Origin of the sequence: Nesterenkonia rhizosphaerae (assembly GCF_039544555.1) — a bacterium.
Lineage (GTDB): Bacteria > Actinomycetota > Actinomycetes > Actinomycetales > Micrococcaceae > Nesterenkonia > Nesterenkonia rhizosphaerae.
Genome location: NZ_BAABLW010000005.1, coordinates 1 through 15,553 on the forward strand (window position 1 = coordinate 1; position 15,553 = coordinate 15,553).

Here is a 15,553-nt window from a genome sequence, read left to right on the forward strand (position 1 = left end):
CACACCACCCAAACCGACCCCAACACCCCCACCAGCAAGCCCACACCCCAGCCCTGCCCAATCCCCGAACACAAAAAAGCCGGCAGACTCGCCCAAAACTGCCCCGAATGCTGGAAACTAGACGACTTCCCCGACACCATCCCCACCACCGCCTACCAAAGACTCCACCCCAACATCCGCACCAAAATCGACAACCGCCCCTACATCACCATCACCACCAACCCAGACAACACATAGGCAAACCACAATGCCCGGATACAACTACCGAGGAGACAAGCCAGAAACCCCAGAGAAAGCCGCCAGCGCCGCTCTCGCCCGCGAACGCCACATCCAGGAAGTGAACCACTACCGGGCGCGTGTTGTGGCGCGAGAGAGGGATATAGCGGCGATACGGGAAAGCTTGCGTGCGATTCTGGATGAGCCGATCACGCGGGAGAAGGTTCTTGCCCGGATTGAAGCCATTCATGGGGCCTTTTTTGAGACTCCGGATACCGGGGAGGAGCGGCGTGAGGAGCTTGCGCGAGAAGTCGCAGAATTTTATGCCGATAAGCAGCGCAATATGCGCGTCAAGCTTGTAAGCTAGGACGTACCGGCCCCCGCCAAGGGCTGAACCACTCAACCACCAACGTTTTTTGGAGACCGTAATGCCTGATACCCATACCCATATCCAGGATGAGGCGGAGCGCCCCCTGGACTCTTCTGAGTCTTTTGAGCCTGCTGAGCCGTTGTCTGCGGAGAAGTTCGAGCAGGTTCTGAATTTGCTGCTGGAGCGTGTCCAGGAGGCGGCACTGTTGCGGGCTCAGTATGACTTGGCCCGTGTGTTGACTCCGGGCCCGTCGTCCTCTGATGCTGTGCAGACCCTGGTGCGGGTTGATCATGAGTCCGCGATGGAGGGGGTGACCCAGTTCCGGGAGTGGCTTCTGGACTGGGCCCGGCGGGCTGCGGCCAGCTTGGACGGCCCCCAGGGTTCGCTGAAGGAAAATCTCATTGACCCTGAGGATTCCCCGGAGCTTACGGAGGATCAGAAGAAGTTCGCCGCTGAGTCTGGGCAGGCGCATTTTGATCTGGCGATTCACCGGATGCGCGACGAGGGCAGGCACCAGCGGGCTGAGGCTTTTCTGAAGCACCGTCAGGCGCACCTGGCCAACTCCACTGAGGAGGAGGCCGACAATGCCTAAGTTCCTCGTTGAAACCACCAGCACAGTGACCCGCCAGCACCTTGTGGAGGTCTTCCCGGACAAGCTGGAGGGCTTCCGCGCGGAAACGGCGGCAACTCTCGCAGCGAAGGGCAGCCAGCACGAGACTTTGAAGGCCGCCACTAACGTCATCACATATCGGGAAGATGAGGACCGCGGCAAGAGCACTTCTATCCTTCGGGTGCCGGACATCCTGACGGCCAGTGAGCCCACGGCAGAAGCCCCCAAAGACCCAGCCCAGGAGATGTCTGACCAGAAGGTCATCAGAGCCTGGCGTGAAATCGCGGATCACCCGTTCTTCAAAGAGTGCTACGACGCTGACGACAGCCTGCTCAACGCGATGCTGGCGAAGCTGACCTTGTGGCATGAGAATTCCGGCTGTGTGAACTGCGCACTCAACGTCAACGTGCCCCGCGTGATCACCGCCGACGAGCTGCGCGAAGGCCAGTGGGCCGCCGTCAAGCCAGAGGGATCGGACCAATGGCGTGTGGGGGAAGTCCGGGCCTCCTCCTACTTCGCCAACACGCTCGTGATCGGCGAAAAAGGCTACATGCCCACCCATGAGACCGTCCTGCTGGCTGACGCCCCGGAACCCGAACCAACACCCGAACTGCCCACCGAACCGGACGACTTTGAGCGTGGCGCACGCGACGCGGTGGAGGCCATGAAGGCGTACTTCTGCAACGAAAACGAGCAGGTCATCTTTCCCGAGTTGAACAGTGAACTGCTTGACCAGTTCGCTGACGGTGCCGTCCATGACGCGCTTATGGACAGACGCAACCGCGCGGGTGGTGGCCCCCTCAACGTCCTCCACCTGCCCGGCACCCAGGAGGCCACCCAGTGAACCCCTACACCCCCAACAGCGACCGGCAAGCCCTAGCCTGCTGCCTCCTGATCTTCGCCACCCTCGCCGGGTTCATCATCGCCCTCATCACCGTGGCGCTCCTGCAACTGGTGGCCTAATGCGCGGACCCAAAAAAGCCCTCACGCCCACAGAACGGAGACCCCCAGTGACCACCACCGACACCGAGACGCTTTACCAGCAGGCCGTGGAACTCGTGGTCTCTACCCAGTTCGGCTCAGTCTCCATGCTGGTGCGCCGCCTCAAAATCGGCTTTGCTCAAGCTCAGCAGCTCATGAACCGCATGGAGACCAGCGGCATCGTCGGCCCAGCCGAAGGCTCCAAAGCCCGTGACGTGCGCTTGGAAAAAGTCCCGCCCGCCACCAGGATCAACCCCGACGACTGGCAGAACGTCGTCATAGAGGACGGGGTGGCGCCCTTCCCGTTCGTAGAAGACGAGAACGCCTACATCTCCGGGTACGGGCACCAGGACAAAGCCAAGTTCTCCGCCGAGATTGAACGCTACGACCGGGAGATTGGCGGCGACGCCCCTGAAGACCCCAACCTGTGGGTGGATGACATCGAACACGTCTGGTGCAAGCCCTACGTTGGCCCAGAATCTGACGGCGACCCAATGATCACCCGGTGCGACAAAGACGAACCCGACGCGCACCCCTTCACGATCCTCTGGGGCGCCCGATGAGCCGCGCAGAATTTCCGCCATTGATCACGCACATGGACAGCTTCACGGACCTAGGCCCGGTGTTCCCGACCGAGCCCCCACAGCAGACCTACGCCGAATTCCTCATGGAAAGCGACCCCCTGCACGGTGAAGCGCTAAGAGATGTGTGGGCCACCGTCCGCGCCGCGACGCGCAGAGCAGCTAAGTACCGGCGGGAAGTGGACTGGATGAACCCCCGCACACGGATCACCGCACCAGACCCAGCCACCGGCGTATTCGGCTACTACTGCGTCGCCCAGACACGCCCCCTCCCGGGCCGGTACGAGGTCAGGAAAACCCCAGCGGGCCGGTGGGGCATCTACGACCACAGGGGCAAGGAAATGTCCACTGTCGCTACCTGGCGGTATGCCCTGCGCTGCGCGCGCTACCTGGCTACCGAATACGCCGAACAGCTCCGCGACACCAAGCACGCCGAACTCTTCGGGGACGGCACCTGATGCTGTTCTCCCAGCGCGCCAAGTGGGACACCTGCACCGCCCCAGACTGCAACAACACGGCGGTAGCCACCATCCACGCAAAGGACGACTTTGTCCCGCGAACCCAGCGCGGCACCGTCCTGATCTTCCGAGTCTGCCGCCGGCACCTGGAACGCCATAACTGGATCACCCTGCACCGCCCAGCGAACTGGCCGCTCACCATCGAGGAGCTTCAGAACCTGGACGACCGCAGAGCCCACCCGTACACCTACAAGGAGGCCACCGATGACTGACGCCGAACCGGACTACGCGACCAGCAGTGAACTCGCCTCCTACAAACGCCTGCTGAAAGAAATCAAAGAACGCCGGGCAGAAGCATGGAAGCGCATCAACGAAGAACTAAGCGAAACGCACCCAGAACTGCACTCCCTGCTCCAAGAGGTGCTCCATGAACACCTTGAGCTGCAGCAGGTCATGACTCGGTTAGAGCGCTGGGCCTTCCACAACAAGAAGTCGGGCGAGCATCGGTTCCGCCTGACCGAGACGCTCGGCCCCGAGGACCCTGACCTTCCTGTGCTGCTCACCGTGGCATCCGCATACGAGAGCTTCGGCAACCAGCTAGAAACCCGAATCGCCCGATCCCTCATTACGGCTCGTGCTGATTCTCTGCGCTGGAAGAAACTACTGGACGTACCCAAGGAGACCAGCAATGACTGACGCAGCCCCGCTCCTGACGAAGGCGCAGGGCGAGAAGATGAACGCCCTACACGTGGCCCACGTCAACGCCGCCCAAGCTGATGCCCTCCACCGGGGCATGACCTGCGACCTACCCAGGGAATCCCCTGAAGCCCGCGCCGCAGAGCAAGAAGCCAGGACTCTGGGTCACAAGACCCACAAGGCGCGCACCGCCTACTACGCCTACGTCAACCAACTCACCGGAGGGCAAACCGGAACATGAGCCGCAACACGAACTACACCGTCACCCGCAACGGCTCCTGGTGGGATGTGCGCCGCCCATCAGGCCAACGAGTCAAGACCTTCCCAGCCCGGGAATGGGACAAAGCCATAGCCGAAGCAGACCGGCTCTCAGCAGCCGACCGGGACGCAAACCGCCGCGCCAAAAGCCCTAACTGGAACCCCTTCCGCCGCCGCCAGTCTGACTTCGCCCTCGCCCACTAAGGAGACCCCCATGGCATACAAGATCACCACCGACGCCGCTGTCTACCACTGCCTAGGTGTGGAAGTGGAAGCCGACGCGGACACGTACGAGAACCTAGTCACCGATGAATCTCTCCGGCTGGAATGGCTGAACGTCCACCTGGTGGACATCATCAGAGACGGCAAGGTCATCGAGTCCCAGCGCGTCAAGACCCGAGATGTCCAAATCGACTACGTAGAGCACACGGTTGAGGTCACCCTGGAGGACAGCAATGACTAAGCCACGAACCCATGAGCTGCCCCTGGAGAGGGCCCTACGGCATGGCAAGACCATCGCCTGGGTGATCCTGCTGGCGTGGGGGATTCTCACCGCTCACATGCTGGTCATTGTGACGTGGGAGGTCGCCACGGCCTGGGTGGCGCCCCACAGCATCGTCATGTGCGCGGTGATCAGCCTCACCGGGGCCCTTCTCATCGCTCTCCCGAGACGGGGGGAGCCCCGTGGGTGATCTGTTGGAGGCGCTTGAAGCTGGTGTGAAGTTTGGGCTTGTCTACTTCGTCTGCTTCACGGGCATGTTCCTGCTGCTGCATGTCGCCCGGAAGACCTTGGGGGAGACCTTCGTGAGCCGGGCTATCCAGGGTGCGGTGGTCGCTGGCCTGGTCATTGGGGTGATCACCTTTGTCCGATGAGCGGGCACCTGTGCGGGTGCAGCGAAAGCGTGAACGTGGGTGGCGGTTGCCTGAGGGTGCGGTGATCGTGGACCGGACTAGTCGGTGGGGTAACCCGTGGGTGATTCGCCGGCGGCTGGAGAACCGGCCTGTGGGTGGTCAGCCTGCCCGGTGGCGGTGGGATGTTGAGAACAGTGAGACGGGGCATTTTGAGCGGTCTTGTGAGTCGCAGGAGGAGGCTCACCGGGTGGCCGCGGAGATGTTCCGGGAGTGGACGCTGGAGTGGTGGTTGGCGGCTGATCCTGGGGTTTTGGGGCCGTTGCGGGGGAGGGATTTGGCGTGTTGGTGTGGGCCGGGGTTGCCGTGTCATGCGGATGTGTTGTTGGAGGTGGCTAATGGTTGACCTCCCGCCATGTACGCGCTAATATTGGATTAGCGCAAGGGGTTGCCAGCCCCTACACCAAAGCGCCACTCAACCACCACAACGAAAGACCGCCATGTCTAACATCAGTGACCTGACCCTAAAACTGCTCGAATCAGGGCGCCGCCAAGAATCCGCGCACCTCGCCCAGCAGGCCATCACCCAAGGCTCCCTACGCGGAGATGTCCCCGTAGTTGACATTAACCAGGCCTACGAACGTGCCACCGCAGACATCATCGACGCATCCAACGCAATCGAGAACCTAGTAGCTGAGCTTCACAACAAGATCAGGGCACTAGATGACGAGCTTCGCCTCCAGAGAACCCGCAACCTCCCCATCCTGAAGGTCTCAGACCTCACCGAAGACATGAAAGTCATCGTCCGCTATAGGGGTCGCTGGAACATCTGCCGGGTCCAGATGGGCGCAGACGGTGACTACTTCCTGCGGAACTCCGCTATCCACTGTCTTGCAGGCGACGCGGAGACCATCGCACTCCTGACCCGCCCAGGAGACGCGGAATGGAACACCGCAGCCACCCCGGCCAGTGACCAGCAGCAGGCTCCGGCCCAGGAGGAGCAGAAGCCCGGACCGCTCCAGGCGCTCCTCACCGCCGCCCAGGACTACGGGAAAGACGAGGAGACCAGCCCCGCCCAGTACATCGTCGCTGACGTGCTCCGCGAAGTCTTCGAGGCCGCGATTGAGGCCACCAATGAGTGACCTCAGCAGCAAGCTCAAAGAAATCGAAACCCGGTGGCGCGAAGCCAAGACCTACAGGCCCGCAGAGACCAGCGCGTTCCCCGACGACGCCACCAGCCTGCTCCACCAGCTCGCAGACGACGCCGACTGGCTGATCCTCGCCGTCAAGCAACTAGAGAAAGACCTCGGTGCAGCCGTTCCCCGGACCATCCATTGGACCGAGCTGAAGAAGGGCCAACTCGTCGCCGTCACCTACCCCACAGACGGCTCTCTATTGGCCTATTCCGGGCAGGTAGACAAAGCGAACAGCCACCAGATGGTCCTCAACCGGGAAACCGGAGCGGGAAGGGTCGAATACCTCGTGGTGGACGCCTATGCGGCTTTCCCTAGCGTCCCTGCACAGGTCACCCTCATCCGGGACAGCGACGAGCCCCCGGGCGCGGGATGGCCGCCCCAGTGCGTTCCTGACATCCCGGAGGACTACAAGAAACGACTCCTAGGTATCGACCCAAATCACGGAGGAACCACCCCATGACCAGCGTGAGCCCGGAAATGGGAGGCTGGCAGATTGTCAGTGTTACCAGGAATGCCCGTGACCTCGAAACCCCCGAGGCTGAGGCACACACTTTAGGCCGACTCGTCACCGATGTCCTGCTGTGCGCTCACCGGCGAGGTGCCACAGTCGAACTCTCCACCCTCCGGGTTCACCGCGGCAAAGTAGAAGGGGCCATCAACGAAGGCACCCCCTTTCTGCGTGCTGAAGCATACGCAACCACCCCCACGGAGGTGCCCCATGGTCACCATGAATGACTTCTTGGAGCGCGTCCGCGCCGAACATGACGCCGAGGTGGCCAAGGGCCTGCACGACCAGGACTGTGAGCACTCCACATCGGAGGGATTCCTGCTGTGCCACTGCTCCAAACGGCGCCGTGAGGCCGAGGGTCGCACCGCCCTGCCAACACTGAGCTGGAACTACCCAACCTGCACGGGCTGCTGGGAAGAGGTCAGCCACGACGGGGACAGCTTCCGGTGTCAACGCTGCAAAGTCAGTTGGAGCAGCGACGCCACAGACGGCGACACCGCCGACCACTTTGATGACGACTACGGCGACATCAGCCGATGCCCAGAATGCCAGCGCCGCGGCTGCACCCGCTCAGACCACGGAAGGGTGAACGTATGACCACCACCTCACAGGCGAAGGGTGCCCAGCAGTACCAAGCCAGAAACGCCAGCGCCACTCTCACCCATGGCCTAAAGAACCTCCTAGACCTGATCGTCGGCCATGAATCAGTCCACCCAGACACGAACAAATGCGGAGGCGTGGGCGGCTGCCTGATGCTCCGCACCGAACACGAGGCCTGGGACAGGCTCCAGGAATCACTGGAAGGGCTAGCTGGCGACTTCGAGGTCACCATCACCGTCACCCCAAGGAGGGCGCATGAGCCAGACCCCCGGTGAAATCGCCCTAGAACACAACCGGTGCCCACGGTGCGGCGCATGGCCCGGCCAGAAATGCCGCACACGCACCGGCGGCATCGCCACCAGCATCCACCAGCCCCGGGTCCGGCCCGTCATTCAAGCATGGGCAGCCGGACACGAAGAAGGCCAGAAAGACCCCAGGAGAACACCATGAACACCCTCCCCGGAAACCCACACGCCAAGGATGCTGAGTTCACTACCGGAGACCTCCGAGAATGGATCGCCAGAGAAGGGGAGACGGACGCGACAATGCTCGCCGTGGTCCTGGACTCACAGGCGCAGGCCACCCTCGCCGTCGCCTATGAGCAGCGCACCGCCAACCTCATCGCCACCCTGGACCTTCTCCACACGTACGAGATGACCGCCGAGCCGAAGCGGACCAAGGCCATGCCGAACATGGAGCAGGAAATCCAAGGTCAGCTCCGCGCCCGTCTGGGCCTGACCGAAGGGGACGCCAAGACCCGCGTCCCCCGGCAGGTGGACACCATTGCAGGGCTGACCCCCGGATCAGTGGTGCGCGACCGCGACGGGGTAGTCCGAGAAGTTCACGCCGGGCACCTACACCTAAGGCTCACCGGGGTCAGCAGTGACGGCCTCCCCAAATTCCTGGCGCCGTTCACGGTGCTCTACGACGCACCCGAAGGAGACACCCATGGCAACGCTTGAACAGCTACAGGCCGAAGCCGCCGAGCTGTACCGATGGCCGGTTGAGCGTGCAGCCCATGTCCGCAAGGGGACCATCAACGCTGAGCAAGTAGAGCAGGCAACGGAGGCGCACTGGCAGAGCATCAGGCACTTCCTAGCCCCCCACTGGGACAACCTGAGCGACCACCAGAAGCAGGAGCTGCGGGACCACATGTGTGCCGCGTTCCGTGCCGCTGGGTTCTACCTGGAGGAGTGATGTCGTGGACTCCAGCGCTCACCGCGAGCGAGAAGAAAAGTGCTCTGCGATCCTCGCTTCCGCCGAAGCTCGCTAAAGCGCAGATGCAACTCGACAAGCTGCCTCCTGGCGCTGTGATCCTCGACAGCAACGGCCACGCCTGGCAGCAGGGCAAGACCTACGGCATCACTGGGTACGGGGATCCCTACTGGTACCGCGCCTACGGAGACGACAACTGCGTCTCATCTTTCGAGCTCGCTCAGATCCTGGACGGCGACTTCACCATCATCCACCCAACAAAGGAGGCCGACCGTGCCTGAGCGCCGGCACTTCGCACCGTACGGGAGTACCAACGCCGCCTGTGATGAAACCGTGCCCCGCTCAGTCGCATGGGACGTGTCCGCCGGCCAGTACGCCGACACAAGATTCACCACCAACCATGACACCACCACCTGCGAGGACTGCATCTGGCAGCTACGCCGAAACGGAGTGAACATCTGATGACTGAGCTGACTGAGGTCCTGGTCAAGGCTCTGCGCATCGACTGGGGGTGCCACCAGGGAGTCATAGAGGACGGAGAGCACGCCCCCTGTGAGAAGCCCGCCGTGGCCATCATGCGCCCCTGGGACGGCGACGGACCCGCCTACCCAGTCTGCGCCGGCCACATCCAGCCCGCCTACCTGACCCCCATCACCGAATGGAGAACCGATGACTGACCTGACAGAGCAGCTGAAGGCTGAACGCCGCATCATCGACGCCGCCACAGACTTGCATCTTTATGTTGATGCCATGCCGGAGACCGGGGAGCACGGTGTCATGGCGTATGAGCCCGACGACGAGTTTGAAGAGTTGTTGCTCTTCTCACATGTGGTCGCTGACGGCATGAGCCGCCCCGACGCGGAGCGCCTGGCCCACTCCTGGAACGACCTGCCCCAGCGCAACGCACAAGTACAAGCCGTGCTGGCGAAACTGGAACAGCTAGAAGCCCAGGCCGTTTCCGATTACGACGCGATAAATGACGCCGTCAGCAAGAGGCGAGACGTAAACCCAAGCCGCGCATGGTCCACCGTCGGGACACATCGACGCATCATCGCCGACATCCGCGACGCTATCGAGGGGGCTACCGCATGAGCACCGACGACCTGCGCGTCCGCCTGGAGGCCGACAAGAACACCATCCAGGCCGCCACCGAGCACTACGATTTCCCGCTGACGTTCCAGCCATGGGGCGGGCAGAACCAGAATGGTGACTATGCAGAGTCCATCCTCATGGATCACCGCGGTGAAACCCTCGCCTACGGTCTGCCTGACGGGATGGGCATCTTCGCAGAGCAGGCCAGCATCCGCTGGGAGAAAGCCACCACCGCCCTCCTGAAGTTACTGGAGCTGCACAAGCGGGATGAGTACGACGACTGCTCAGCTTGCATGAGCGCCTACGGTGACGGTATCCCCTACCCCTGCCCGACCGTTGAGTCGATCCTGGAGGTATACACCTGATGGTGAACATGATCGGATTCCACCACAAGGAACCCACCTTCAATACCTCGAAATCAGGTGAGAGCGGCTTCTACATCCGCGAACTACCGCGGCCCACCACGGAGCACCCTGACCGAGTGATCATGTCCTCTCCCTGTACCCGTGGCGTCATCTACAGCGCGGATCATGCCAGGCAAATCATCGCTAAGAACAACCCAGGTGACTCCCCTCTCCAAGCACGCGCCTACCTGGAGAACAGAGGGCTGAGCTATGAGTGATCAGCTATCTGCCCAGTACACGCCGACCGATGAGGACGTGAAGACCGCCCTGGACGAATGGCAGTGGTCCCGTCGAATGCACATCCCAGAGATCAGCACCATGGACGGTGACGAGCTACACCGCAACTACCTGACCCACGTGACCACGAAAGCCAAAGCCGAGGCGCTGCGAGAAGCGGTGGAGAAGTACGCAATCACTATCCCGGACGCGCTGGGCTACAAAATACAGGCTGTGGCAGCGGAAGACATGCTCAATGAAGCCGACCAGATTGAGAAGGGAAACAATGATGAGTAAGCAGCTGCCCGTGACGGAAACGAAAATGAGGATCAAGGGCTCATTTCTTCACGTCGAGAACACGGATCTAACCCTAAAGCCCGGGGACGCCTGGATGCTGAACCTGTCCCGCGTGGACGGCTATCTAGACCCTGCAACCCCGGAAGTAGCTGAGCTTATCCGCAAAGCCAAAGCTGAAGCCTGGAACGAATGCGTCGAGCGCGTGAAGTCCAGTCACGGCATAGGCATCGACCCGCGCTACTACCGGGTCTGGAGAAGTGCCAACCCCTACCAGGAGACGGGGGAGCAGGAATGAAGAACAAGCCCAACCCCAGCCTGATGAGTGCCCGAGAGCTTGAAGACGCCATAGACGAAGAAATGGAACGCCACCCAGACGGCTCCGACTACGCCACAAAACTGATTGACGAATACGAACGGAGGAGCTGACAAGCACCCCATCCCCCCGGGCCCCGACCAGCCCGGGGACACTGACTAAGCCAACGCTCAACCACCAAGGAGAACCATGAGAAAGACCGCACTGGCCGGCCTCCTGCTTGCCGCAGGGCTGGCCCTCACCGCCTGCGACGACGCGGACGTAGCCAACCGCAACATCTCGAAAGAAGCCAACAACTTCAACGTGGCGAGGCAGGTTGTTTTCGTCAATGGGATCACGGACGAGTACCTGCTGAGCGTAGAAGGCTACTGCCAGATCGAACGATCCGGCGACAGCAAGACTCCCCAGGTGACCGTGACTTGCAAGCACGAGGACGGTTACAAGCGTCACCACCTGGGACTCTCTGACAACGTGACCTATTTCGTGGAGCAGGTGGACGCCTCCAACGTGAGCGCAGACCACTACAAGGTCACCTATAAGCCCACCGTGATCATCCCGCACCTCGAAAACACCTCAGGAGACTGACCCATGGCTGAAATGACACTCACCACCGGCCAGGTCATCAGCCGGGGAGACGGACGCCTAGCCTGCGACATGGGCGAGGTCTACCAGGCCCTGAACGGGCTGCTGGATGACAACCTGATGACTCACCAGTTGCCCCGCGCCGGCACCTATGTGGAGCCGCACATCGTGGAGGCCTGCCCCTGGGTCACGGACCTCCCAGAGCTGCGCCTGGCCCCCTCCATGACCAGAGAAGCCCAGGAGGCCAGCGTGCGGGCCTGGGTGGCTGCTATCAGCGCCCAGCACGGCGACCAGCACACCATCCCAGACCTCTCCGTCGGGTGGGCCCGACGCGACCCCATCAAGGAGGCAGAGGAACTGGTGGGCAAAGACCGGGTTATCCCCGTGTTGGTCAACAGTGGCAAGGGCGACTGATGCCCTGGAAGATCACCACACCAGACGGCCACACCCGCACCGTCCTGGGTGTTAACAACACCTTCATGGGTGCTGATGGGATCACCCCGGGGATAGCCCTTATCCGTGAGGATGGCACCTGGCTGGAGGTTCCGGCCACCGAATTCACCGCTGAGTGGGTGCCCCCGAAGATTCCACGGGCATGGCCCGTCGTCGTCGGCCTCCAGCTCTCAGCGGAGCCGCCCGACGATCTGGACCCACAGGAGCCACACCACTTGTTCAACCCTCTGCCGCCTGGCACGGTCTGCCCAGACGGGCCGCACCGTGGGCCGCAGGGACCCAATGAGGACTTGGGTCAGTGTCAGAAGTGCGGCAGCCCCTCCTATGGGATGCGGCCAGAGGGTGAGGAGTATGGCGGGCACATCCCGGACTGCTCACTGCCACGGCGGCATCAGTCTTACTGCCAGCCCGGGGGAGAAGGGCACCCAGTCCCAGAAGTAATGCGCGGATGAGCCGCCCGGGTTTGCCGCTGTTCTGGGACGGATACCCCATCGACTGGGGACGACACTGGCGGAGCTTCAGGACATCGTTGAGCTTCCACGTCGATGACTTCCTTGCCTGCCATGAGTGCGGTTCTCTGACACCAACGCTCCACAAGGTGGGAGTGTTCTTCTCCAAGGGGAAACGTCTACGGCACTCACCCCTGGGGCGCCACAAGGCGCGGCCACGGCGACTATTCGCCTCCCGGTGTCCGGACTGTCTGCACACCACCGTGCTGGACTGGAGAGGCCAGGGATGGACACTGGGCCCTGAGGACTACGGGGATCGGGGAAGCCGCGCGCCAGAGGTTCCGGAGACCGCACAGGTGGAGCAGGCCGCACTTTTCTAGCTACCCTCCCCATCCCGCCGGCGCTGCGCCGTAGAGTTCGGGAGGGCTCGTCATAGAGTCCCGGTCCTCCTGACTGCCCAGTTGTTCGACCTCTGGGGTTCGTGTGCCAGCACGGTCCTGGAAACGCTCAGGCCCCTCACCTCCCGCAAAGGAAGTGAGGGGCCTGAGCTGTGCCCGGGGATCAGTTCCAGAAGGCCTGAATGTTCGCGTGGAGCTTCATGCACTCCTGAGCGTGCTCCAGGGTGGCCCAGGGGTTCAGGGACTCCCCGGATTCGGTGACGCGGAGGAATTCAACGGCTTCCTCCAGAGCCTTGTCCTGGGCCTCACGCAGGTACTGGGTCATCACCTGGTGGTGGGCCTGGAACTGGTCCTCCGCGGTGATGCCGGTGGTGTGGCGCTCACGGGCGGACGCGAGCTTGTCCACCTTGGGGGCGGGGAGCTGGAGGAGAGTTTCAATCTCGGTGACGAGTTCGCGGAGCTGCATGGTGGGTTCCTTTCCCTAGGTGGCTGGGTTCTTTTCCCTGCCTTCCCCACAATACTAACACATGTTAGCGCGGTGGGCAAGGGGAACGGTTAGCCCTGCTCATCCAGCTTCTTAGCGCGCACCAGCAGCCGCTGAACCTCCGGACCGCGGAGCCCCAGACTTGCCCACGAGGCGCCACTCTCCACTGCATCCGCCACGGTGAGCGCCAGAATGTCCTGCTGCCGCTCATACTCCGCCTTGGTGGCATTCCGGGCCTCCACGGCCTTTTCCACGGTGATCTGCTCGCGCACCCAGTCCACAGCAGCAGTCGGGGGAGACGTGCGTGTCCACCACTTGCGCAGGTTGTCGGGGTTCACCTCTGGGAAGCGGTCTGCGAGGTCAGCGCGGGAAATGCCGGCGACTTGGCACAGGGAGCGGAACTTCTCGGGGGTCATGGTCATTAGTCTCTCCTATGGTGGAGCCCCCGACCTGGTGGGGCCGGGGGCAGTGGGTTAGTAGGTGTCAGGCGGCCCGGTAGCTGCGGGACTCATAGAAGGTGATTCCCCAATCTGGGAAGGGGAACGGGGTGCCGGTCTTGCGCTTGACCGAGTAGTTGGCGCTGATGCGTCCAGCGCGGTCCAGCCACTTAAGTTCGGCCAGGAGCGCGGCCAGGAATTCCTCTGTGCTGAGACCTCCGGAGTGGTAGCCTGCGGCGTTGCGCACGGCGGAATTATTCGAGAGCGTCAACAGGCTTACGTCTTTGTCGGCGCTCTTGATGGCCTGGAGGATTGCGGGGCCGAGGTGGTTCTGGGTCTTCATGTCTGGGTTCCTTTCCCGTGGGGCCTGGGTTGTTCCCTGGCGATAAGTAAAGACTAACATGTGTTAGTGGGCGTGGCAAGTTTCTGGGGGTGGTGAAGCCCCGGCCCGCTGTGCGAACCGGGGCTCTTGGCTACTTAATGCCCTGACCGACCTGGTAGCCCTTGGCAAGTGCCCGGCGGAGGCTTATCCGTCCTTCATTCACTGCCTTTGCCAGTTCGCCCTGCTTGTCGTCGGTGTACTGAACGGGGCTGGCGTCCCAGGTGAGGGTGAGGCGCTGGGCGATTACTGCTGGCCGCTGCTCTGGGTGCTTGGTCATTGGGTTCCTTTCCCTGTTTCGCCTGGGTTGGTCCCTGGCCGATACTCCAATACTAACACATGTTAGCGACTAGAGCAATACGGGAAAGGTGAAGGCCCCGACCACCTGGGGGAGTGGTTGGGGCCTTCAGTCTGGCTAGTGGTTTCCGTAGCGGAGCTTCACGTACAGCTCTCTGTAGTAGCCGGGAATCTCCTTGTGGACCCGGGGGAGTCCATCCGCATCAATCCCCAGCCGGGATTCAATTTCGGCGCTGACGGCATCGTAGACGGTCCAGTTGTCACCGGTGATGTTCTTCAGATCGCCCTTGGCGTCTTCGATCATGTAGTCAACGAGGGCGATGAGCTGGAGGGTGGTGAGCTGGGTTACCCGCTGGCTGAGTGCGTTGGGGGTCATGTTGGGTTTCCTTCCCGGTTTGGGCTGGGTTCTTTTCCCTGCCTGTGACTCTATACTAACACATGTTAGCGGGAAGGTGCAAGCCCTGGTGTATCAGTCCTTCGGGTCCGGGTGGTCACCGACCTCCAGCAGAAGCTCATGTACTGCATTCAGCAGGTCGCCCAGGTGGTTCAGCGCCTCCCGGAAGTTCTCCGGGGTCTCCTGACCCTTGTGGGCCTTCTCGGACTTAAAGAACTCCTCAGCCTTCAGGAACGCCAGCTTGGACTGGGTGCGCACGTTCTCATGGCTGCGGCGGTGCCATTCCTCGGTGTTGGCCTTCAGGCTGTCGCTGGCCAGCTCCGCGCTGCGGGTCTGCAACTGTGCTGTCAGCTCCTCTACGGTCTCGTGCTTGCCGCCGAACGGCTTAGCGTCCGGCAAGGCTGTAGCCGGGAGCATCCAGGTGTTGCCGATCATCACGCCGGGCAGGCTGCCGCGCTTGATGCGCTGCACAACGTTCTGCCGCGAGGTGCCCAGCTTCTGGGCGAACTCCTGAACGCTCAGCAGGGGAGCAGGGTGCAAGATGATGCCCGCGGTCTCGTCAAAAGCCTGGGTGCTCATGGCCTGGAGGCTGACGATATCGCCTGCCGCTTCGGAGATAAGCGCCATACCGGTGGTGATGGCACCCTTCAGGTGAGGTGCGGGAACGGTGATGGTGACTAACTGGCGCTTACTCACGGACTCACCCAGGGCGATCCCGTAGTCAATGAGGCTGTCCACGATGGTGTCTGTGTCGCCCTCAGCGCTGGCGTACGCCATTTCTGCGGTGATGTTGAATTCTTCCGTGCTCATTATTGGCCCT

Annotated in this window: 41 protein-coding genes; 35 read left to right on the plus strand and 6 right to left on the minus strand. The window is 62.1% G+C overall.

The genetic code is table 11. The features are described from left to right. From ABEA23_RS04110 to ABEA23_RS04270, 35 genes are all read left to right on the plus strand, one after another. Positions 1-237, plus strand: a 237-nt coding sequence (locus ABEA23_RS04110) for a hypothetical protein (protein WP_345476799.1), incomplete at its 5' end; no start/stop codon positions are given. Positions 238-247: 10 nt separating this feature from the next. After that, positions 248-583, plus strand: coding sequence for a hypothetical protein (locus ABEA23_RS04115; protein WP_345476800.1), 336 nt, complete (start codon positions 248-250; stop codon positions 581-583). Between the two features lie 61 nt (positions 584-644). Then, positions 645-1,178 carry a hypothetical protein gene (locus tag ABEA23_RS04120; RefSeq protein WP_345476801.1) on the plus strand — a complete coding sequence of 178 codons (534 nt, stop codon included), beginning with the start codon at positions 645-647 and terminating at the stop codon, positions 1,176-1,178. Next, the gene (locus ABEA23_RS04125; RefSeq protein WP_345476802.1) at positions 1,171-2,040 is read left to right on the plus strand and encodes a hypothetical protein; all 870 of its coding nucleotides are present in this window, start codon (positions 1,171-1,173) and stop codon (positions 2,038-2,040) included. The genes ABEA23_RS04120 and ABEA23_RS04125 overlap by 8 nt, the downstream gene beginning before the upstream one ends. After that, positions 2,037-2,159, plus strand: coding sequence for a hypothetical protein (locus tag ABEA23_RS04130; RefSeq protein WP_345476803.1), 123 nt, complete (start codon positions 2,037-2,039; stop codon positions 2,157-2,159). The genes ABEA23_RS04125 and ABEA23_RS04130 overlap by 4 nt, the downstream gene beginning before the upstream one ends. A gap of 47 nt (positions 2,160-2,206) precedes the next feature. Continuing rightward, positions 2,207-2,740: a DNA translocase FtsK gene (locus ABEA23_RS14210; protein ID WP_425577111.1), complete on the plus strand. Its 534-nt coding sequence runs from the start codon at positions 2,207-2,209 to the stop codon at positions 2,738-2,740. Next, the gene (locus tag ABEA23_RS04140) at positions 2,737-3,216 is read left to right on the plus strand and encodes a hypothetical protein (protein WP_345476804.1); all 480 of its coding nucleotides are present in this window, start codon (positions 2,737-2,739) and stop codon (positions 3,214-3,216) included. The genes ABEA23_RS14210 and ABEA23_RS04140 overlap by 4 nt, the downstream gene beginning before the upstream one ends. After that, the gene (locus ABEA23_RS04145) at positions 3,216-3,488 is read left to right on the plus strand and encodes a hypothetical protein (protein ID WP_345476805.1); all 273 of its coding nucleotides are present in this window, start codon (positions 3,216-3,218) and stop codon (positions 3,486-3,488) included. Before ABEA23_RS04140 ends, ABEA23_RS04145 begins: the two co-directional genes overlap by 1 nt. Then, positions 3,481-3,912 (plus strand): hypothetical protein, encoded by a 432-nt coding sequence (locus ABEA23_RS04150; protein ID WP_345476806.1) that lies wholly within the window; start codon positions 3,481-3,483, stop codon positions 3,910-3,912. Before ABEA23_RS04145 ends, ABEA23_RS04150 begins: the two co-directional genes overlap by 8 nt. Further along, positions 3,905-4,153 carry a hypothetical protein gene (locus ABEA23_RS04155; protein ID WP_345476807.1) on the plus strand — a complete coding sequence of 83 codons (249 nt, stop codon included), beginning with the start codon at positions 3,905-3,907 and terminating at the stop codon, positions 4,151-4,153. The genes ABEA23_RS04150 and ABEA23_RS04155 overlap by 8 nt, the downstream gene beginning before the upstream one ends. Next, positions 4,150-4,374, plus strand: a complete 225-nt coding sequence (locus tag ABEA23_RS04160; RefSeq protein WP_345476809.1) for a hypothetical protein — start codon at positions 4,150-4,152, stop codon at positions 4,372-4,374. Before ABEA23_RS04155 ends, ABEA23_RS04160 begins: the two co-directional genes overlap by 4 nt. A gap of 10 nt (positions 4,375-4,384) precedes the next feature. After that, the gene (locus tag ABEA23_RS04165; RefSeq protein WP_345476810.1) at positions 4,385-4,633 is read left to right on the plus strand and encodes a hypothetical protein; all 249 of its coding nucleotides are present in this window, start codon (positions 4,385-4,387) and stop codon (positions 4,631-4,633) included. Then, a complete protein-coding gene (locus ABEA23_RS04170) occupies positions 4,626-4,862 on the plus strand; it encodes a hypothetical protein (protein WP_345476811.1) in 237 nt (78 codons plus the stop codon). Before ABEA23_RS04165 ends, ABEA23_RS04170 begins: the two co-directional genes overlap by 8 nt. Continuing rightward, complete coding sequence (locus ABEA23_RS04175) at positions 4,855-5,043, plus strand: hypothetical protein (RefSeq protein WP_345476812.1); 189 nt, start codon at positions 4,855-4,857, stop codon at positions 5,041-5,043. The genes ABEA23_RS04170 and ABEA23_RS04175 overlap by 8 nt, the downstream gene beginning before the upstream one ends. 67 nt (positions 5,044-5,110) lie before the next feature. Continuing rightward, a complete protein-coding gene (locus ABEA23_RS14215) occupies positions 5,111-5,425 on the plus strand; it encodes a DUF4326 domain-containing protein (protein ID WP_425577112.1) in 315 nt (104 codons plus the stop codon). A gap of 94 nt (positions 5,426-5,519) precedes the next feature. Next, complete coding sequence (locus tag ABEA23_RS04180; RefSeq protein ID WP_345476813.1) at positions 5,520-6,161, plus strand: hypothetical protein; 642 nt, start codon at positions 5,520-5,522, stop codon at positions 6,159-6,161. Then, complete coding sequence (locus tag ABEA23_RS04185; protein WP_345476814.1) at positions 6,154-6,675, plus strand: hypothetical protein; 522 nt, start codon at positions 6,154-6,156, stop codon at positions 6,673-6,675. The genes ABEA23_RS04180 and ABEA23_RS04185 overlap by 8 nt, the downstream gene beginning before the upstream one ends. Further along, entirely contained in the window at positions 6,672-6,950 is a 279-nt protein-coding gene (locus tag ABEA23_RS04190) for a hypothetical protein (RefSeq protein WP_345476815.1), read from the plus strand. Before ABEA23_RS04185 ends, ABEA23_RS04190 begins: the two co-directional genes overlap by 4 nt. Beyond that, positions 6,934-7,320 carry a hypothetical protein gene (locus ABEA23_RS04195; RefSeq protein WP_345476816.1) on the plus strand — a complete coding sequence of 129 codons (387 nt, stop codon included), beginning with the start codon at positions 6,934-6,936 and terminating at the stop codon, positions 7,318-7,320. Before ABEA23_RS04190 ends, ABEA23_RS04195 begins: the two co-directional genes overlap by 17 nt. Continuing rightward, positions 7,317-7,598: a hypothetical protein gene (locus tag ABEA23_RS04200; RefSeq protein WP_345476817.1), complete on the plus strand. Its 282-nt coding sequence runs from the start codon at positions 7,317-7,319 to the stop codon at positions 7,596-7,598. Before ABEA23_RS04195 ends, ABEA23_RS04200 begins: the two co-directional genes overlap by 4 nt. After that, positions 7,579-7,773 carry a zinc finger domain-containing protein gene (locus ABEA23_RS14220; protein WP_425577113.1) on the plus strand — a complete coding sequence of 65 codons (195 nt, stop codon included), beginning with the start codon at positions 7,579-7,581 and terminating at the stop codon, positions 7,771-7,773. The genes ABEA23_RS04200 and ABEA23_RS14220 overlap by 20 nt, the downstream gene beginning before the upstream one ends. After that, complete coding sequence (locus ABEA23_RS04205) at positions 7,770-8,285, plus strand: hypothetical protein (RefSeq protein ID WP_345476818.1); 516 nt, start codon at positions 7,770-7,772, stop codon at positions 8,283-8,285. The genes ABEA23_RS14220 and ABEA23_RS04205 overlap by 4 nt, the downstream gene beginning before the upstream one ends. Further along, positions 8,272-8,520, plus strand: a complete 249-nt coding sequence (locus ABEA23_RS04210) for a hypothetical protein (protein ID WP_345476819.1) — start codon at positions 8,272-8,274, stop codon at positions 8,518-8,520. Before ABEA23_RS04205 ends, ABEA23_RS04210 begins: the two co-directional genes overlap by 14 nt. Then, positions 8,520-8,819, plus strand: a complete 300-nt coding sequence (locus ABEA23_RS04215) for a hypothetical protein (protein ID WP_345476820.1) — start codon at positions 8,520-8,522, stop codon at positions 8,817-8,819. The genes ABEA23_RS04210 and ABEA23_RS04215 overlap by 1 nt, the downstream gene beginning before the upstream one ends. A gap of 180 nt (positions 8,820-8,999) precedes the next feature. Continuing rightward, positions 9,000-9,215 (plus strand): hypothetical protein, encoded by a 216-nt coding sequence (locus tag ABEA23_RS04220; protein WP_345476821.1) that lies wholly within the window; start codon positions 9,000-9,002, stop codon positions 9,213-9,215. Next, positions 9,208-9,630 carry a hypothetical protein gene (locus tag ABEA23_RS04225; protein ID WP_345476822.1) on the plus strand — a complete coding sequence of 141 codons (423 nt, stop codon included), beginning with the start codon at positions 9,208-9,210 and terminating at the stop codon, positions 9,628-9,630. The genes ABEA23_RS04220 and ABEA23_RS04225 overlap by 8 nt, the downstream gene beginning before the upstream one ends. After that, the gene (locus ABEA23_RS04230; RefSeq protein ID WP_345476823.1) at positions 9,627-9,995 is read left to right on the plus strand and encodes a hypothetical protein; all 369 of its coding nucleotides are present in this window, start codon (positions 9,627-9,629) and stop codon (positions 9,993-9,995) included. The genes ABEA23_RS04225 and ABEA23_RS04230 overlap by 4 nt, the downstream gene beginning before the upstream one ends. Continuing rightward, entirely contained in the window at positions 9,995-10,252 is a 258-nt protein-coding gene (locus ABEA23_RS04235) for a hypothetical protein (protein WP_345476824.1), read from the plus strand. Before ABEA23_RS04230 ends, ABEA23_RS04235 begins: the two co-directional genes overlap by 1 nt. After that, complete coding sequence (locus tag ABEA23_RS04240; RefSeq protein WP_345476825.1) at positions 10,245-10,547, plus strand: hypothetical protein; 303 nt, start codon at positions 10,245-10,247, stop codon at positions 10,545-10,547. The genes ABEA23_RS04235 and ABEA23_RS04240 overlap by 8 nt, the downstream gene beginning before the upstream one ends. Before the next feature lie 10 nt (positions 10,548-10,557). After that, complete coding sequence (locus ABEA23_RS04245; protein WP_345476826.1) at positions 10,558-10,842, plus strand: hypothetical protein; 285 nt, start codon at positions 10,558-10,560, stop codon at positions 10,840-10,842. Then, positions 10,839-10,973: a hypothetical protein gene (locus ABEA23_RS04250; RefSeq protein ID WP_345476827.1), complete on the plus strand. Its 135-nt coding sequence runs from the start codon at positions 10,839-10,841 to the stop codon at positions 10,971-10,973. Before ABEA23_RS04245 ends, ABEA23_RS04250 begins: the two co-directional genes overlap by 4 nt. A gap of 76 nt (positions 10,974-11,049) precedes the next feature. Next, positions 11,050-11,445 carry a beta-sandwich lipoprotein gene (locus ABEA23_RS04255; protein WP_345476828.1) on the plus strand — a complete coding sequence of 132 codons (396 nt, stop codon included), beginning with the start codon at positions 11,050-11,052 and terminating at the stop codon, positions 11,443-11,445. 3 nt (positions 11,446-11,448) lie between these two features. Then, complete coding sequence (locus ABEA23_RS04260) at positions 11,449-11,856, plus strand: DUF7736 domain-containing protein (protein WP_345476829.1); 408 nt, start codon at positions 11,449-11,451, stop codon at positions 11,854-11,856. Then, on the plus strand, positions 11,856-12,347 hold the full coding sequence (locus ABEA23_RS04265; protein ID WP_345476830.1) for a hypothetical protein: 492 nt from the start codon (positions 11,856-11,858) through the stop codon (positions 12,345-12,347). Before ABEA23_RS04260 ends, ABEA23_RS04265 begins: the two co-directional genes overlap by 1 nt. Then, the gene (locus ABEA23_RS04270) at positions 12,344-12,724 is read left to right on the plus strand and encodes a hypothetical protein (protein WP_345476831.1); all 381 of its coding nucleotides are present in this window, start codon (positions 12,344-12,346) and stop codon (positions 12,722-12,724) included. The genes ABEA23_RS04265 and ABEA23_RS04270 overlap by 4 nt, the downstream gene beginning before the upstream one ends. Positions 12,725-12,905: 181 nt before the next feature. Here ABEA23_RS04270 and ABEA23_RS04275 read toward each other — a convergent pair whose 3' ends face one another. The 6 genes from ABEA23_RS04275 to ABEA23_RS04300 all read right to left on the minus strand — a co-directional run bounded on the left by ABEA23_RS04275 (position 12,906) and on the right by ABEA23_RS04300 (position 15,543). Then, positions 12,906-13,208: a hypothetical protein gene (locus ABEA23_RS04275; RefSeq protein ID WP_345476832.1), complete on the minus strand. Its 303-nt coding sequence runs from the start codon at positions 13,206-13,208 to the stop codon at positions 12,906-12,908. Between the two features lie 89 nt (positions 13,209-13,297). Continuing rightward, the gene (locus ABEA23_RS04280; protein WP_345476833.1) at positions 13,298-13,648 is read right to left on the minus strand and encodes a hypothetical protein; all 351 of its coding nucleotides are present in this window, start codon (positions 13,646-13,648) and stop codon (positions 13,298-13,300) included. A gap of 61 nt (positions 13,649-13,709) precedes the next feature. Then, complete coding sequence (locus ABEA23_RS04285; RefSeq protein WP_345476834.1) at positions 13,710-14,006, minus strand: hypothetical protein; 297 nt, start codon at positions 14,004-14,006, stop codon at positions 13,710-13,712. Between the two features lie 130 nt (positions 14,007-14,136). After that, the gene (locus ABEA23_RS04290) at positions 14,137-14,322 is read right to left on the minus strand and encodes a hypothetical protein (RefSeq protein ID WP_345476835.1); all 186 of its coding nucleotides are present in this window, start codon (positions 14,320-14,322) and stop codon (positions 14,137-14,139) included. A 135-nt stretch (positions 14,323-14,457) separates the two neighbouring features. Beyond that, positions 14,458-14,715, minus strand: coding sequence for a hypothetical protein (locus ABEA23_RS04295; RefSeq protein ID WP_345476836.1), 258 nt, complete (start codon positions 14,713-14,715; stop codon positions 14,458-14,460). Between the two features lie 93 nt (positions 14,716-14,808). After that, positions 14,809-15,543, minus strand: a complete 735-nt coding sequence (locus tag ABEA23_RS04300; RefSeq protein ID WP_345476837.1) for a helix-turn-helix domain-containing protein — start codon at positions 15,541-15,543, stop codon at positions 14,809-14,811. Positions 15,544-15,553 lie beyond the last annotated feature (10 nt).

Excerpts from the sequence above, each read along its gene's own strand:
- ABEA23_RS04185 (WP_345476814.1), top strand. The coding sequence starts at position 6,154 with ATGAGTGACCTCAGCAGCAAGCTCAAAGAAATCGAAACCCGGTGGCGC.
- ABEA23_RS04200 (WP_345476817.1), top strand. The coding sequence starts at position 7,317 with ATGACCACCACCTCACAGGCGAAGGGTGCCCAGCAGTACCAAGCCAGA.
- ABEA23_RS04195 (WP_345476816.1), top strand. The coding sequence starts at position 6,934 with ATGGTCACCATGAATGACTTCTTGGAGCGCGTCCGCGCCGAACATGAC.
- ABEA23_RS04250 (WP_345476827.1), top strand. The coding sequence starts at position 10,839 with ATGAAGAACAAGCCCAACCCCAGCCTGATGAGTGCCCGAGAGCTTGAA.
- ABEA23_RS04240 (WP_345476825.1), top strand. The coding sequence starts at position 10,245 with ATGAGTGATCAGCTATCTGCCCAGTACACGCCGACCGATGAGGACGTG.
- ABEA23_RS04170 (WP_345476811.1), top strand. The coding sequence starts at position 4,626 with ATGACTAAGCCACGAACCCATGAGCTGCCCCTGGAGAGGGCCCTACGG.
- ABEA23_RS04120 (WP_345476801.1), top strand. The coding sequence starts at position 645 with ATGCCTGATACCCATACCCATATCCAGGATGAGGCGGAGCGCCCCCTG.
- ABEA23_RS04300 (WP_345476837.1), bottom strand. The coding sequence starts at position 15,543 with ATGAGCACGGAAGAATTCAACATCACCGCAGAAATGGCGTACGCCAGC.
- ABEA23_RS04125 (WP_345476802.1), top strand. The coding sequence starts at position 1,171 with ATGCCTAAGTTCCTCGTTGAAACCACCAGCACAGTGACCCGCCAGCAC.
- ABEA23_RS04210 (WP_345476819.1), top strand. The coding sequence starts at position 8,272 with ATGGCAACGCTTGAACAGCTACAGGCCGAAGCCGCCGAGCTGTACCGA.
- ABEA23_RS04265 (WP_345476830.1), top strand. The coding sequence starts at position 11,856 with ATGCCCTGGAAGATCACCACACCAGACGGCCACACCCGCACCGTCCTG.
- ABEA23_RS04145 (WP_345476805.1), top strand. The coding sequence starts at position 3,216 with ATGCTGTTCTCCCAGCGCGCCAAGTGGGACACCTGCACCGCCCCAGAC.
- ABEA23_RS04290 (WP_345476835.1), bottom strand. The coding sequence starts at position 14,322 with ATGACCAAGCACCCAGAGCAGCGGCCAGCAGTAATCGCCCAGCGCCTC.
- ABEA23_RS04220 (WP_345476821.1), top strand. The coding sequence starts at position 9,000 with ATGACTGAGCTGACTGAGGTCCTGGTCAAGGCTCTGCGCATCGACTGG.
- ABEA23_RS04150 (WP_345476806.1), top strand. The coding sequence starts at position 3,481 with ATGACTGACGCCGAACCGGACTACGCGACCAGCAGTGAACTCGCCTCC.
- ABEA23_RS04190 (WP_345476815.1), top strand. The coding sequence starts at position 6,672 with ATGACCAGCGTGAGCCCGGAAATGGGAGGCTGGCAGATTGTCAGTGTT.
- ABEA23_RS04275 (WP_345476832.1), bottom strand. The coding sequence starts at position 13,208 with ATGCAGCTCCGCGAACTCGTCACCGAGATTGAAACTCTCCTCCAGCTC.
- ABEA23_RS04255 (WP_345476828.1), top strand. The coding sequence starts at position 11,050 with ATGAGAAAGACCGCACTGGCCGGCCTCCTGCTTGCCGCAGGGCTGGCC.
- ABEA23_RS04280 (WP_345476833.1), bottom strand. The coding sequence starts at position 13,648 with ATGACCATGACCCCCGAGAAGTTCCGCTCCCTGTGCCAAGTCGCCGGC.
- ABEA23_RS04155 (WP_345476807.1), top strand. The coding sequence starts at position 3,905 with ATGACTGACGCAGCCCCGCTCCTGACGAAGGCGCAGGGCGAGAAGATG.
- ABEA23_RS04115 (WP_345476800.1), top strand. The coding sequence starts at position 248 with ATGCCCGGATACAACTACCGAGGAGACAAGCCAGAAACCCCAGAGAAA.
- ABEA23_RS04235 (WP_345476824.1), top strand. The coding sequence starts at position 9,995 with ATGGTGAACATGATCGGATTCCACCACAAGGAACCCACCTTCAATACC.
- ABEA23_RS04295 (WP_345476836.1), bottom strand. The coding sequence starts at position 14,715 with ATGACCCCCAACGCACTCAGCCAGCGGGTAACCCAGCTCACCACCCTC.
- ABEA23_RS04160 (WP_345476809.1), top strand. The coding sequence starts at position 4,150 with ATGAGCCGCAACACGAACTACACCGTCACCCGCAACGGCTCCTGGTGG.
- ABEA23_RS04215 (WP_345476820.1), top strand. The coding sequence starts at position 8,520 with ATGTCGTGGACTCCAGCGCTCACCGCGAGCGAGAAGAAAAGTGCTCTG.
- ABEA23_RS04165 (WP_345476810.1), top strand. The coding sequence starts at position 4,385 with ATGGCATACAAGATCACCACCGACGCCGCTGTCTACCACTGCCTAGGT.
- ABEA23_RS04230 (WP_345476823.1), top strand. The coding sequence starts at position 9,627 with ATGAGCACCGACGACCTGCGCGTCCGCCTGGAGGCCGACAAGAACACC.
- ABEA23_RS04225 (WP_345476822.1), top strand. The coding sequence starts at position 9,208 with ATGACTGACCTGACAGAGCAGCTGAAGGCTGAACGCCGCATCATCGAC.
- ABEA23_RS04270 (WP_345476831.1), top strand. The coding sequence starts at position 12,344 with ATGAGCCGCCCGGGTTTGCCGCTGTTCTGGGACGGATACCCCATCGAC.
- ABEA23_RS04140 (WP_345476804.1), top strand. The coding sequence starts at position 2,737 with ATGAGCCGCGCAGAATTTCCGCCATTGATCACGCACATGGACAGCTTC.
- ABEA23_RS04285 (WP_345476834.1), bottom strand. The coding sequence starts at position 14,006 with ATGAAGACCCAGAACCACCTCGGCCCCGCAATCCTCCAGGCCATCAAG.
- ABEA23_RS14220 (WP_425577113.1), top strand. The coding sequence starts at position 7,579 with ATGAGCCAGACCCCCGGTGAAATCGCCCTAGAACACAACCGGTGCCCA.
- ABEA23_RS04260 (WP_345476829.1), top strand. The coding sequence starts at position 11,449 with ATGGCTGAAATGACACTCACCACCGGCCAGGTCATCAGCCGGGGAGAC.
- ABEA23_RS04205 (WP_345476818.1), top strand. The coding sequence starts at position 7,770 with ATGAACACCCTCCCCGGAAACCCACACGCCAAGGATGCTGAGTTCACT.
- ABEA23_RS04180 (WP_345476813.1), top strand. The coding sequence starts at position 5,520 with ATGTCTAACATCAGTGACCTGACCCTAAAACTGCTCGAATCAGGGCGC.